The following is a 13032-nucleotide window of genomic DNA, read 5'->3' on the forward strand; positions in this document are numbered from 1 at the left end:
TGGATGCGTGCCGCCGCTCACCGACCTCTACCGCCGCCTCCCCGCCTGGCGCGGCCACCTGTTCGACGCCCTGTTGGCGGCGACGATGGTGGCGCTGTCCAACCCGGCGCCGGGCAAGCCGGGGCAGGCGGTGGCGGCGCAGCCCTGGGCGTTCGCGCTGTGGTGGACGTTCACGGCGCTGCTCGTCCTGGGCCTGGCGGTGCGGCGCCGCTGGCCCGTGGCCGCGCTCGTCCTTGCCGGCGTGGGCGCCGCCGCGCACCAGGTCGTCGCGGAGGCGTGCCACCGGCGCGTCCCGTTCCCGACCCTGATCGACCTGGCCGTGCTGGTCGTCCTCTACACCGTGGCCAGCCGGAGCCGGTCCCGCTGGCGGTCGCTGGCGGCGCTCGCCGCGACGGCGGGCGTCGAGGTGGCGGTGAGCCTGGGCAGCGCGCTGGCCGCCGGGGCCCGGCCGGCGGCGTCGGCCGGCGACTCGGCGGTCGGCGACGACCCGGTCGTGGACCCCGGGTCGGTGCTCGGCGGCGACCGGATGACGGAGGTCAAGCCGGCGGGCGGCGACGAGCGGATGCTGGCGTTCGTCCAGCAGCAGATCGTCGAGTTGGCGGGGATCGTGCTGCTGGCGCTGGCCCTCGCGTACGCGCTGGGCGAGGCCGCCCGCAGTCGCCACGCCCACCTCCGGATCCTCGAGGAGCGCGCCGCCGACCTGGAGCGCGAGCAGCAGCAGCGGCTCGCGCTCGCGGCGGCGGCCGAGCGCGCCCGGATCGGCCGCGACCTGCACGACGTGCTCGCGCACAGCCTGTCGGTGATGGTGGCCCAGGCGCAGGCCGCGCTCGCCGCCCAGCACCGACATCCGCAGCGCGCGACCCGGGCGGTCCGGGAGGTGATCACGGTCGGGCGGGACTCGCTGGCCGAACTGCGCCGGCTGGTCGGCACGTTCGGCGCCGAGCCGGACGCGCGGGACGCGCTCGCGCCGATCGGCGTCGCCGCGCTGCCGACCCTCATCGAGCGGGTACGGGCGGCCGGCGTGCCGGTGCTGTACACGCACGACGGCGCCCCCGTCGACCTGCCGCCCGGCGTGGACGTGTCGGTGTACCGGATCGTGCAGGAGGCGCTCACCAACACGCTCAAACACGCCGGCGCCGGTGCCCGGGCCCGGGTCCGCCTGGCCACCGGGCCGGCGTACGTCGACGTGGAGGTCAGCGACGACGGCACCGGACCGTCGGCCGACCCGGACGCGGGGCCCGGCAACGGTCTGCGCGGCATCGCCGAGCGGGTCGGCCTGCTCGGCGGCACGCTGACGGTCGGCCCGAACCCGGACGGCGGCTTCCTGGTCCGCACCCGGCTGCCCGTACCGGCCGGGACGCCGTGACCGACGATCCCACCGCGAACCGGCGCATCCGGGTCGTCCTGGTCGACGACCAGGCGTTGCTGCGCACCGCGTTCCGGGTCATCTTCGACGAGACCGAGGACATCGCCGTGGTGGGTGAGGCCGGCGACGGCGCGGGCGCGGTACGCGTCGTCGAACGCACCCGACCGGACGTGGTGCTGATGGACATCCGCATGCCGGGGATGGACGGCATCGAGGCGACCCGGCGGATCGTGGCTGCCGCCCCGCGGATCGCCGTGCTCGTCCTGACCACGTTCGACCTCGACGAGTACGTGTACGGCGCGCTGCGCGGCGGGGCGAGCGGCTTCCTGCTCAAGGACGCGCTCGCCGACGACCTGCTGGGCGCGGTCCGCGCGGTCGCCGCCGGGGAGTCGGTCGCCGCGCCGAGCGTCACCCGGCGGCTGATCGCCCACTTCGTGCGCACCACGCCGGCCCCCGCCCGGCCGGACGACCGGCTCGGCCCGCTCACCGCGCGCGAGCGCGAGGTGCTCACGCTGATCGGCCGCGGCCGGTCCAACACCGAGATCGCCCAGGAGCTCCGGCTCGCCCCGGGCACCGTCCGGACGCACATCGGACGGATCTTCGCCAAGCTCGGCCTGCGCGACCGGGTACAGGCGGTGATCCTCGCGTACGAGCTGGGGCTGGTCCGGCTCGGGGAGAACGCCTGAGCCCGCCGCGACCCGCCCCACCACCGCCGGCCCGTGCCGGACCAGCGGCTCCGCTCAGCCGTGCGTCGGCGCCAGGTCGTCGATCACCTCGGCGCCGAGGCGCGCGATGTTCTCCAGCGTGGCCGCCCGGTCGCCCGCACCCTCCACCATCAGCAGCAGGTGCCGTACGCCGGTGGCCGCGACCGTCGCGGCGAGCCGCTCCCGGCACAGCCGTGGGCCGCCGACCGGATGCAGCTCCAGCAGTCTGCGCAGGTAGCCCTCCGGATCGGGGGTCCTCGGTGCCGAGCCGTCGATCCGCACGTACGCGCCGACGCCGGCGAGCAGGCCAGGCAGCGCGGCGCGGACCGCGTCCCGGGCCGCCTCGTCGGTGTCGGCGACGTGCGCCAGGTGCGCGCTGGCGTGCGCCACCCCGGCCGGGTCGTGGCCGTGGCGCGCGGCGACGGCGGCGTACTCGGTCAGCAGGGCGGCCTTCTCCGCGTCGTCGGCGTGCAGGCCGAGCAGCAGGGGGAGCCCGTGCCGGGCGGCCAGCGCGACGCTGGGGGACGAGGTCGCCGCGATCCAGACGGGCACCCGACGCCGGGGTCGGGGCACCACCGGTACGTCCCGGAAGGCGAAGCGCGCGCCCGTGGCGCCGACGGTCGACGCGCCCGAGAGCCAGCGGCAGAGCAACTCGACGGACTCGCCGAAGCCGTGCTCGTACCGGTCCAGCCCGGTGCCGAAGACCTCCAGGTCGACCCAGGGCCCGCCGCGGGCCACGCCGAGGGCGAACCGGCCGCCCGACAGCTCGTCGAGCAGCACCGCCTCCTCGGCGAGCGCGACCGGGTGCCGGTTGGAGAGGATGGCCGCCGCCGTGCCGACGGTGATCCGCGAGGTGGCGCCGAGCAGGTGCCCGGCGAACGCCAGCGCCGAGGGGCAGACCCCGTACGGGATGAAGTGGTGCTCGGCGATCCACACCCCGTCGAAGCCGGATCGCTCGGCCGCGAGGCCGTACCGGTGCGCCGAGGCGAGCGCGTCGGCGTGCGTCGTACCCGGGAACTGCCCGGCGAGCAGGAACAGGTGTGCCCGTACCGCCCGGGTGGGGACGCTGGTCCGCATGCTCCTCCGAGGTCCGCCCGCCGCCGGCCCGGGCGCCGGGACCGCTGAGCCGTCCGTGGTGAGAGCAGAGCACGCTCCACCCGGGCCGGTCAACGCCGCCGCGCGGCGTGTCCGCCGACCGGTGGGACGGACGCGGAGGCGGGTGGCGGGGGCGCGGCCCGAGGAAGTGCGACTTCCTCGGGTCGGCAGTACGATGTTGCGCAGTCTTCCGATACGGAGGGTCGCATCGGTGCTGAAGTCGCGCCTGCTGTCACCGATCCGGCCGGGCCTTTCGACCCCCTCGGGCGGTGCTCCCGGGCACCGAGATCGGAGACAGCTCCGTGATCCGCATCGTGATCGTCGAAGAGATGGGTCTGCTGCGCGGGGCGCTGCGGGCCGTCCTGTCCGGCGAGGACGACCTGGAGGTGGTGGCGGACCTGCCGGAGTCGGGTGACGTGCTCGCGGTGATCCGCACCAAACGGCCGGACGTCGTGCTGGTCGACGTGGAGCTGCGCGGGCTCGACATGCTCGCGACGGTGCAGAAACTGCTGGTGGAGGCGCCGCGTACGGCGGTGCTGGCGCTGGGCGCGCAGGACAGCCCGCGGATCCTCTCGGAGGCGCTGCGCGCCGGGGTACGCGGCTTCGTCGGCAAGGACCTCCAGCCCGCCGAGCTGGCCCGGCTGCTGCGCGCCGTCGCGGCCGGCGAGGTCGTGCTCGACCCGGCTGCCGCGGTGGCCGCCCTGAGTCCGCCGGAGAACCCGCTCACCCGGCGCGAGCGCGAGGTGTTGCACGTGGCCGCCGAGGGACTGCCGCTCAAGGAGATCGCCCGTCGGCTGTACCTGGCGCACGGCACCGTCCGCAACCACCTCTCGGCGATCCTGCGCAAGACCGGCTCGCGTACCCGGCTGGAGGCGATCCGGCGCGCCCAGCGCGCCGGCTGGCTCTGAGGCGTAACAGTTCGTTCGGTCCGGAGGACGGTCGGTGACCCCTCCGGGGCGCCCCGTCCGGGGCTGACTCGCAGCTCAGGTGCCTTGTCGTGCCGCTCGCCCGACGGGCGATCACGGGACGCCCATGCTTAAATGTTTACGCATCGTGATCTCGTCGTTACCAGCAGCAGGGGGTATTTTGATCCGGACACTGCTCGCCCTCGATGGCGCACTGGTGCGCGGCGCGCTGGCCTACGTCCTGACCGTACAGGGCGACATCGACGTCGTGGCGGAACTCGACCGGTTCGACGAACTCGGGCCGGCGGTGCGCGAGACCCGCCCGGACGTCGCCGTGGTCGACCTCGGACTCTTCGGCGCCGACGGACCGCTGGAGTACGCCGGGCGCCACGAACTCCGCTGTCCGCTGCTCGTACTGGCCGATCCGCGGCGCTGCCGGACCCTCGGCGAGGCGCTGCGTACCCGGATCGGGACCGTGGGTTTCCTCGGGCACGACGTGGACCCGCAACGGGTCGTCGAGGGGGTGCGCCAACTCGCCCGGGGCGAGCCGGTGATCGACGCCGGCCTGGTCGTCGCCGCGCTGACCGCGGAGAGCCCGCTGACCAACCGCGAGACGGAGATCCTGGAGATCGCCGCCGAGGGCTGGCCGATCGGGGAGATCGCCGCCAAGCTCGCGCTCTCACCGGGAACCGTGCGCAACCACCTGTCCCGCATCGCCGGCAAGGTCGGGGCGCGTACCCGGATCGAGGCGGTACGGATCGCCCGCGAGTCCGGCTGGATCTGAGCGCGGCCGGGCCCGTCGGGGCGGCCGATGACCGGCGCGGCCGGTCATCGCCGCGCGGCGTTCCGCCCGTCATCCCCGGGCATGTCCGCCGGCCGGTCGCGGGCGGGCGCCCGACGACGGGTACGGCCGGCGGGTGGCGATCGCGAGGAACCGGTGCGGCGCGTCGTCGTAGCTGGCGAGGTGCCAACCGGAGCGGGAGGTCGACCGGTCCAGCGGGGCTTCGGCGAGCGGTTCGTCGGGGCCCAGGGTGCGGCCGTGCCGGGCGGCGAGGGCGGCGCGGCCGGACGGGTGGAAGAGCACGAGACGGCCGCCCGGCCGGGTGACCCGGGCGAGTTCGCGCAGGCCGGCCTCGGCGTCGGGCAGGTGGGTGAGCAGGCCGGCCGCGAAGATCGCGTCGACGGTGCCGGACCCGAAGGGTAGGCGTCGCGCGTCGCCGAGGACCAGCGTGGCCGCCGCGTCGTGGCGGTGCCGCCGGGCGGCGGTCAGCATCTCCGGGGTGAGGTCGAGGCCGACGACGGTACCGGTGGGTCCGACGGCGCGCCGCAGGGCGGGCAGGGCGCGGCCGGTGCCGCAGCCGACGTCGACGGCGACCCCGCCGGGCGGCAACCGGGCCTCGACGACGGCGGCCGTGTAGGCGGGCAGGTCGTCGCCGAACTTGGTGTCCCAGGTCGCGGCGCGGACGGCGAAGAAGGCCCGGGACTCGCCGACGTACCAGCGCTCCCAGGGGGCGAGCCGCTCGGCGAGGCGACGGATCACCGGCCAGTCGGGATCGCGCAGGTCGATGACGACGTCGCCGCCGCGACCCCGGTCCCCGTCCGCGGGTGGGCCGGTCGGCGGGGTGCGCAGCCAGACGACCACGTCCCACGCGCCGGCGGGCGGGTGGGCGCGCCAGCGCGGCCCGTCGGCGACGGCGACGGACCCCGGGGTTCCGCCGGCCCGCCAGGTGTCCTCGTCGGCCAGCGGCGTGGCGTCGGTGAGGCGGGCGCAGGGACGGCCGGCGGCGGCCAGCGTTTCGGCGAGGCGGTCGGCGACGACCGCCGGGTACGGGCCGGCGCCGTCGACCACGACGGTGACGGCGCCGGGGGGAAGGGCGGCGGCGAGGTGGTCGAGGACCTCGGTCCATCGGCGCGCCCGCTCGTCGCCCAGGGTCTGCCATGCCGGTACGGTCACCGGTTCACCAGCCATGGCCCCATCATGCAGATTCGAGCCTGAATAGGCCAGTGTGCCGGGCGGATGCGAGCTGAACCGGCGGCTTTCCTTGGTGATTGCGGCCGGCTAACGTGTCCGCGTGACGATGTTTCGGATCGGTGAGGCCGCCGAGCTGCTCGGGGTCAGCGTGGACACGGTGCGGCGCTGGGTCGACGCCGGACGCCTGCCGGCCGTCCGGGACGAGCACGGGCACCGGGTGATCGACGGGGTGGCGCTCGCCGAGTTCGTCCGGGCCCAGGGCGGCGACCCGGAGGACCGCGCGGAGGAGTCGTCGGCGCGGAACCGGTTGCGCGGCATCGTCACCGCCGTGGTGAAGGACACGGTGATGGCGCAGGTGGACATCCAGGCCGGACCGTTCCGGCTGGTGTCGCTGATGAGTAGGGAGGCCGTCGAGGACCTCGGTCTGCGGGTCGGCTCGGTGGCGGTCGCAGTGATCAAGTCGACCACGGTCGTGGTGGAGAAACCCGCGACGACCGCCGGTAGCAGAGGGAGGAACAGCTCGTGACGACACGACGATTCCGTACCGCCGTGGTCGCGTTCGCCGCGCTGACGGCCGTGGGGCTGGCCGGCTGCGGTGGTGGCGACGGCACCGCCGAACCCGGTGCGCAAGGGAGCGGTACGGGTGTCTCCGGAACGCTCACGGTGCTCGCGGCGGCCTCGCTGACCGGGTCGTTCACCACCATCGGCAAGGACTTCGAGGCGGCCAACCCGGGTGTGCGCGTCACCTTCAGCTTCGCCGGCAGCTCCGCGCTGGCGACCCAGGTCAACCAGGGCGCGCCGGCTGACGTCTTCGCCTCCGCCGCGCCGGCGAACATGAAGACCGTCACCGACGCCGGCAACGGCGAGGGCAGCCCGACCACCTTCGTCCGCAACCAACTCGTCATCGCCGTACCGAAGGGCAACCCCGACGGGGTGACCGGGCTGACCGACCTGACCAGACCCGGCGCCAAGGTCGCGCTCTGCGCCGAGCAGGTGCCCTGCGGCGCGGCGGCGAAGAAGGCGCTCGACGCCGCCGGGGTGAAGCTCACCCCGGTCACCCTCGAACAGGACGTCAAGGCCGCGCTGGCGAAGGTCAAGCTCGGCGAGGTCGACGCGGCGCTGGTCTACCGCACCGACGTGAAGGCCGCCGCGGCCGACGTCGACGGCGTGGAGTTCCCGGAGTCGGCCGGGGCGGTCAACGACTACCCGATCATCGTGCTCAGGCAGGCTCCCAACAAGGCGGCGGCGCGGGCGTTCGTCGCCTACGTGCTCTCCGAACCCGGAAAGAACGTGCTCGCCGCGGCCGGCTTCCAGGCACCGTGAGCGCGTCCCGACCCGACGGCCCGGGTACGGCGGTCCGACCGGCACCCGGCCGGCCCGCGTACCCGCGCCGACGGACCGGCCGGGTCCCGGTCGCGCTCCTGGTGCCGGCCGCCCTGGGCCTGCTCTTCCTGGTGCTGCCGCTGGTCGGGCTGCTGGTCCGCACCCCCTGGACGACGCTGCCGCGACGGCTGGTCGAACCGGGCGTGCTCACCGCGCTGCGGCTGTCGTTGCAGACCGCCACCCTGGCCACGCTGCTCTGCCTGGCCCTCGGCGTACCGCTGGCGTGGCTGCTGGCCCGCGTCGAGTTCGCCGGCCGGCGCCTCGTACGCGCCCTGGTCACCGTTCCGCTCGTGCTGCCGCCGGTGGTCGGCGGCGTCGCCCTGCTGCTGGTCTTCGGCCGCCGGGGGCTGCTCGGCGGCTGGCTGGACTCGACCTTCGGCGTCACCCTGCCGTTCACCACCGCCGGGGTCGTCGTCGCCGAGGCGTTCGTCGCCATGCCGTTCCTGGTCATCGCGGTGGAGGGGGCGCTGCGCGGCGCCGACGCCCGGTACGAGGAGGCCGCCGCCACCCTCGGCGCCGGCCGCTGGACCACTTTCACCCACGTCACGCTGCCGCTGGTCGCCCCCGGCATCGCCGCCGGGGCGGTGCTCTGCTGGGCCCGGGCGCTCGGCGAGTTCGGCGCCACCATCACCTTCGCGGGCAACTTCCCGGGCCGTACCCAGACCATGCCGCTCGCCGTCTACCTCGCCCTGGAGACCGACCTGCAGGCCGCGATCGTGCTCAGCCTCGTCCTGCTCACCGTCTCGGTGGCCATCCTCGCCAGCCTCCGCGACCGTTGGCTCACCAGCGCATGACCGCCCCCGACCACCGGCGCACGACCGCCCCGGACCACGGGCGGACGACCGCGCCCGACCACCGGGCCGTCACCACGGACGAACCCGTCGCCGATACCCCCATGCTCGACGCCCACCTCGTCGTGCAGCGCGGCGGGTTCCGGCTCGACCTCGCCCTGCGGATCGGCGCCGGCGAGGTCGTCGCGCTGCTCGGCCCGAACGGCGCGGGCAAGACCACCGCGCTGCGGACGCTCGCCGGCCTGACCCCGTTGCACGCCGGACACGTGACCCTGGGCGGTCGGGACCTCGACCGGCCCGGCGCGCGACGGTGGATGCCGCCCGAGCGGCGCCCGATCGGCGTGGTCTTCCAGGACTACCTGCTCTTTCCCCACCTGAGCGCGCTGGACAACGTCGCCTTCGGACCGCGCCGGCACGGTCTCGGCCGCCAGCGCGCCCGCGAGGTCGCCGCCGCCTGGCTCGCCCGGATGGGGCTGGCCGACCACGCCCGCCGCAGGCCGCGGCAGCTCTCCGGCGGGCAGGCCCAGCGGGTGGCGCTGGCCCGCGCCCTCGCGGTCGAGCCGGCGCTGCTGCTCCTCGACGAGCCGCTCGCCGCCCTCGACGCCAGCACCCGCCTCGACACCCGCGCCCAGCTGCAACGGCATCTCGGCGCGCATCCGGGGGCGACCCTGCTGGTCACCCACGACCCGCTCGACGCGCTCGTCCTCGCCGACCGGCTCGTCATCGTCGAGAACGGCCGGGTCGTCCAGGAGGGCGACGCCGCCACCATCACCGCGCAACCCCGTACCGACTACGTGGCCCGACTCGTCGGGCTCAACCTGCACCGGGGCCACGCCGACGGCCACACCGTACGGATCGGGGCCGGCTTCGCCCTCACCACCGCCGGCCGGTACCGGGACGAGGTCTTCGTCGCGTACCCGCCCTCGGCCGTCGCCCTCTATCCGCGCCGCCCGGACGGCAGCCCGCGCAACGTCTGGCCGGCGACCATCGCGGGCATCCAACGGCACGGGGACAACCTGCGCATCCAGCTCGATGGCGCGGTCGACGTGGCCGCCGACGTCACCCCGGCCGCCGCCGCACAGCTGCGGCTCGCCCCGGGGCAGCCGCTCTGGGCCTCGGTGAAGGCGACCGAGGTCCGGGTCTATCCGGCGGCGCCGGAGGCGCGGGCCTGACGCCGTACCTACTATTCCTATTCAAATACTGGGATATGCGGGTCGGTGGATTGACGGCCGGTCGGGGCGCTGGTGCACTGATCACATGCCCGCCCTCCCGCTGCTGACGCGACGTCGGTACGTGGACTACGGGCGGCTCGCGGCCACCGCGTGTCGGTGACCGCCTGACGACGCGAGCCGGCCACGCCAGCGGCCGGCCGCCGTACCGCGCCCGCCCCGGCGTGCGCGGGCCTCGCCGGCCCCGTCCGGCCCTGTGATCTCCCACTTTCCAGCGGCGCCGGCCGTACCGTGCCGGCGCCGCTGTCCCCGCACGGCCTGAGAAGGAGCCGGCAATGAGCGACGAGACCCCCACCCCCGCACCGCCGCCCGGACGCGCCGCGTGGATCAGCGAGGACTGGGCCGCCACCGTGGTGGGCCTGGTGCTGCTGGTGCTGATCCTCACCGGCGTCGTCTCGAAGGGGGTGCTCCAGTAGTGACGACCTCCTCCACCGACGACGTCCGTCCCGCCCCGACACCCGTCAACGAGACCGACGCGCTGGCCCCCGAACCCGACCGCCCCGGCGCCGTCTCCTGGCCCGCGGTCGCCGCCGCGCTCGCCGTCGTCCTCGCCCTGGCGTACCTGACGAAGTACCTGGACAAGAACGTCCCCGAGTGGCTCGCCGACACGAGCCTCGCCCGGATCGCCAAGTCCGTCGAGTACCCCGTGTACGCGATCGCGATCGGGCTGCTCGGCAACCTCGTGCTCACCGCCACCGGCGTACGCGACCGCCTGGCGTCGGCGTTCCGCACCGAGTTCTTCATCAAGACCGGCCTCGTCCTGCTCGGGGTTTCGATCAACCTCTCGCTGCTCGTCACCGCCGCCGGACCGGCGATCGTCCAGGCGCTCCTGCTCATCAGCGGCGTCTTCCTGTTCGCCTGGTGGATCGGCGGCCGGCTCGGCCTCGACGACCGGCTCCGGGCGCTGCTCGCGTCGGCCGTGTCGATCTGCGGGGTCAGCGCGGCCATCGCCGCCGCCGGGGCGGTCCGCGCCCGCCGCGAGCAGCTGGCGTACGCGGCCAGCCTGGTGATCCTGTTCGCCCTGCCGTCCATCTTCCTGCTGCCGTGGCTGGCGGACGTCCTGGGCCTCGGTGACGCGGTCGCGGGCGCCTGGATCGGCGGCAACATCGACACCACCGCGGCGGTGACCGCCGCCGGCGCGCTCGCCGGCGAGGACGCGTTGAGGATCGCCACCATCGTGAAGGTCACCCAGAACGCGCTCATCGGCGTGGTCGCCGTGGCGCTCACCGCCTACTTCGCCTACCGCGTCGAGCGCCGTACGGACGCCGCGCGACCCCGGCCGGTCGAGCTGTGGCACCGGTTCCCGAAGTTCGTGCTCGGGTTCGTCGCCGCCTCGATCATCGGCACGGTCTACGCGAACTCGGTCCCCGCCGCCGAGAACACCGCGACCCAGGCGGTCGCGGCGAACTTCCGTACCTGGTTCCTCATCCTGGCGTTCGTCTCCATCGGACTCGAGTTCCGGCTCACCGCGCTGCGCGAGGCGGGGTGGCGCCCGATCGCGGTCTTCGCCAGCGCCACCGTCGCGAACATCCTCCTGGCCCTGGCGTTGGCCGCCGTGCTCTTCCGGGGCTTCACCGTCTGACCGGTGCCCCGCGGGTCACGCCGTCCGTGCCGGACGGTGTGACCCGCGGACCGCGCGGTGTTCCCGGCCGTGCACGGGTGGTCCGGACCCCGCGCGGTGAATCGAGGTCGCGCGGGCGGTGCCTTGCGGGCCGGCGGTGCTCCGTCGGGTGGCGGTGCCTTGCGGGCGGCTGTCAGACGGGCGTGCTCGCCCGGGTGGCCGGGGCCGACCGGAGCCGGAGGTGCCGTTCGGTGAGCGCACCGAAGAGCAGTCCGAGGGTGGCCCAGGTGACGAACTGGGTGCCGAGCGACGCCAGCCGGAACTTCCAGAGCACGAGGGCGGGGAAACCGTCGGGCACCTCGCCGATCGTCGGCAGCGCCAGCTGGACGACGGCGACGAGGACCGCGTACGCCCCGACGGCCAGGATGGTCGCGTTCCACGCGCCGTACCGCCCGTGCAGCCAGCGCCCCAGCTGCAGGGCGAGGAGCCCGACGGCCACCGCGATCACGATCATGAGGAAGTAGAGGCCGGTCCGCTGGTCGAGGGTGTCCGGGTCACCGGTCGCGGGCGGGTTGGCCGGGTACTTGAGGAAGGGTACGAACGCGACGGTCAGGAAGCCGCCGAGCCCGACGAGCGCGGCGGTCGCTCGGGCGTCGAACCGGCCGATCCGCCCGTACGCGACCGCGAAGGCGAGCGCGAACAGGCCGCCGAGCGCGACCCCGTACACCAGGGTCGCGGTGGCCAGGCCGAGCGTGCTCTGCACCGCGCGGCCGACCAGTTCCGGCTCGCCGGCCTCGCCGTGCGAATGGCCGTGGGCGGACTCGAAGCCGATGGCCTGGCCGAGCGGACCCTCGCCGAAGAGCGTGGCGAACAGGTACGCGGCGACGCCGGCGACCAGGCCGACGAGCATGCCCCGGACCAGCAGTGAGCGTGCGGACAGCATGGGAGATGCCTTCCGCCGCGCTCAGTGGCAGGGGAAGCCGAGCAGGTGACGGCCGTCGTGCACGAACTCGTGCACCGTCTCGCCGGCGAAGACCGAGAGCACGCCCTGCTCGACGCCGACGAAGTAGAGCAGCACGAGGGCGAGGACCGCGCCGAAGACGGCCCAGGGCAGGACCTGCCGCAGCGGAATCGCGGTCGGTACCGGGACCGGTACGGCGGTGGGGGCGGGCAGCGACACGTCGGCCATGGTGGGAACCTCCTGGGATCACGCGTCCCGTAGCGGTGTCCGTGACGGCGGAGGGTCTGACTCCCGGACCGCCGGATGGTGTCTCCGGTGACCGGTTACAGTGGCGCGACCGTGCCGGGATCTCACCGGCTTCCTTCCACCGTCACGCTGTGCCCCGGACGCTACGGCCGGTGGCGCCGGGTGTCAACGTCGGGGCACGTGGCGTGTTATTGATCTCCCCGACCGGTGCGGGGGCCGCGGTCCGGATCGGAGGAGGTCGACCGGGTGAGCACCCGTCTGATGCTGATCAGCCACGCGGCCACGGCGGCGACCCGGTCCGCCGCCTTCCCGACCGACGAGCCGCTCGACGCGCACGGGCTGGCCGACGCCGCCGCGCTCGCCGGTGTCCTGCCCCGCGCCGACGACGTACGCTGCGGCCCGGCGCTGCGCTGCACGCAGACCGCCGCCGCGCTCGGCCTCGCCACCACCGTCGACGAGGGGCTGCGCGACGGTGACCTCGGCCGCTGGGCCGGCCGTACCCTCGACGAGGTCGCGGCCGGCGAGCCCGAGGCGGTCGCCGCCTGGCTGACCGACCCGTCGGCCGCCCCGCACGGCGGCGAGTCCCTGCACGACCTGCTCGACCGTGCGGCGGGTTGGCTGCGCGCGCTGCCGGAGGGCGCCCGTACCGTCGTCGCCGTCACGCACCCGATGGTGATCCGCGCGCTCGTCGTCGACGCCATCGCCGCCACCCCCGCGTCGTTCTGGCGGATCGACATCGCCCCGCTCACCCGGACCGTCCTGCGCGGCGGCGCCGGACGCTGGACCCTGCGCGCGACCGCCGCCCCGCTAGGCTGACCT

Annotated in this window: 15 protein-coding genes and 1 riboswitch; of the genes, 11 read left to right on the forward strand and 4 right to left on the reverse strand. The window is 75.0% G+C overall.

Annotated elements, in window-relative coordinates; all coding sequences use genetic code 11:
- Nucleotides 1-7: 7 nt before the first annotated feature.
- Together AB0J86_RS12580 and AB0J86_RS12585 are read left to right on the forward strand one after the other, a co-directional pair.
- Nucleotides 8-1366 (forward strand): histidine kinase, encoded by a 1359-nt coding sequence (locus tag AB0J86_RS12580; RefSeq protein ID WP_363856388.1) that lies wholly within the window; start codon nt 8-10, stop codon nt 1364-1366.
- The gene (locus AB0J86_RS12585; RefSeq protein WP_363856389.1) at nt 1363-2052 is read left to right on the forward strand and encodes a response regulator transcription factor; all 690 of its coding nucleotides are present in this window, start codon (nt 1363-1365) and stop codon (nt 2050-2052) included. Before AB0J86_RS12580 ends, AB0J86_RS12585 begins: the two co-directional genes overlap by 4 nt.
- A gap of 54 nt (nt 2053-2106) precedes the next feature.
- Here AB0J86_RS12585 and AB0J86_RS12590 read toward each other — a convergent pair whose 3' ends face one another.
- A complete protein-coding gene (locus tag AB0J86_RS12590) occupies nt 2107-3147 on the reverse strand; it encodes an LLM class flavin-dependent oxidoreductase (protein WP_363856391.1) in 1041 nt (346 codons plus the stop codon).
- Nucleotides 3148-3467: 320 nt separating this feature from the next.
- Here AB0J86_RS12590 and AB0J86_RS12595 point away from each other — a divergent pair, with 320 nt between their 5' ends.
- Together AB0J86_RS12595 and AB0J86_RS12600 are read left to right on the forward strand one after the other, a co-directional pair.
- The gene (locus tag AB0J86_RS12595; RefSeq protein WP_363856393.1) at nt 3468-4073 is read left to right on the forward strand and encodes a response regulator transcription factor; all 606 of its coding nucleotides are present in this window, start codon (nt 3468-3470) and stop codon (nt 4071-4073) included.
- A 178-nt stretch (nt 4074-4251) separates the two neighbouring features.
- Nucleotides 4252-4854 carry a response regulator transcription factor gene (locus AB0J86_RS12600; protein ID WP_363856394.1) on the forward strand — a complete coding sequence of 201 codons (603 nt, stop codon included), beginning with the start codon at nt 4252-4254 and terminating at the stop codon, nt 4852-4854.
- Between the two features lie 69 nt (nt 4855-4923).
- On the opposite strand, the gene AB0J86_RS12605 is transcribed toward AB0J86_RS12600, so the two are convergent.
- Entirely contained in the window at nt 4924-6039 is a 1116-nt protein-coding gene (locus AB0J86_RS12605; RefSeq protein ID WP_363856395.1) for a class I SAM-dependent methyltransferase, read from the reverse strand.
- Nucleotides 6040-6142: 103 nt separating this feature from the next.
- Between AB0J86_RS12605 and AB0J86_RS12610 the strand changes: the two genes are divergently transcribed.
- From AB0J86_RS12610 to AB0J86_RS12635, 6 genes are all read left to right on the forward strand, one after another.
- Nucleotides 6143-6568 carry a helix-turn-helix domain-containing protein gene (locus AB0J86_RS12610; RefSeq protein WP_363856397.1) on the forward strand — a complete coding sequence of 142 codons (426 nt, stop codon included), beginning with the start codon at nt 6143-6145 and terminating at the stop codon, nt 6566-6568.
- Nucleotides 6565-7365 carry a molybdate ABC transporter substrate-binding protein gene (gene modA, locus AB0J86_RS12615; protein ID WP_363856399.1) on the forward strand — a complete coding sequence of 267 codons (801 nt, stop codon included), beginning with the start codon at nt 6565-6567 and terminating at the stop codon, nt 7363-7365. Before AB0J86_RS12610 ends, modA begins: the two co-directional genes overlap by 4 nt.
- A gap of 98 nt (nt 7366-7463) precedes the next feature.
- On the forward strand, nt 7464-8219 hold the full coding sequence (locus AB0J86_RS12620; RefSeq protein WP_363856502.1) for an ABC transporter permease: 756 nt from the start codon (nt 7464-7466) through the stop codon (nt 8217-8219).
- A gap of 101 nt (nt 8220-8320) precedes the next feature.
- Nucleotides 8321-9388, forward strand: coding sequence for an ABC transporter ATP-binding protein (locus tag AB0J86_RS12625; protein ID WP_363856504.1), 1068 nt, complete (start codon nt 8321-8323; stop codon nt 9386-9388).
- Nucleotides 9389-9720: 332 nt separating this feature from the next.
- Complete coding sequence (locus AB0J86_RS12630; protein WP_363856401.1) at nt 9721-9861, forward strand: hypothetical protein; 141 nt, start codon at nt 9721-9723, stop codon at nt 9859-9861.
- The gene (locus AB0J86_RS12635) at nt 9861-11027 is read left to right on the forward strand and encodes a putative sulfate exporter family transporter (RefSeq protein WP_363856403.1); all 1167 of its coding nucleotides are present in this window, start codon (nt 9861-9863) and stop codon (nt 11025-11027) included. Before AB0J86_RS12630 ends, AB0J86_RS12635 begins: the two co-directional genes overlap by 1 nt.
- A 172-nt stretch (nt 11028-11199) precedes the next feature.
- Here the strand turns inward: AB0J86_RS12635 and AB0J86_RS12640 are convergent, their stop codons facing one another.
- Complete coding sequence (locus tag AB0J86_RS12640; protein WP_363856405.1) at nt 11200-11949, reverse strand: CbtA family protein; 750 nt, start codon at nt 11947-11949, stop codon at nt 11200-11202.
- Between the two features lie 21 nt (nt 11950-11970).
- A complete protein-coding gene (locus AB0J86_RS12645) occupies nt 11971-12195 on the reverse strand; it encodes a CbtB domain-containing protein (RefSeq protein WP_363856406.1) in 225 nt (74 codons plus the stop codon).
- A 54-nt stretch (nt 12196-12249) separates the two neighbouring features.
- Nucleotides 12250-12329: riboswitch (cobalamin riboswitch) on the reverse strand.
- Nucleotides 12330-12459: 130 nt separating this feature from the next.
- Between AB0J86_RS12645 and AB0J86_RS12650 the strand changes: the two genes are divergently transcribed.
- Entirely contained in the window at nt 12460-13029 is a 570-nt protein-coding gene (locus AB0J86_RS12650) for a histidine phosphatase family protein (RefSeq protein WP_363856408.1), read from the forward strand.
- The last annotated feature ends 3 nt before the right edge of the window (nt 13030-13032 follow it).

The sequence above is a fragment of the Micromonospora sp. NPDC049559 genome (assembly GCF_040676675.1).
Taxonomy (GTDB): domain Bacteria; phylum Actinomycetota; class Actinomycetes; order Mycobacteriales; family Micromonosporaceae; genus JBFAPK01.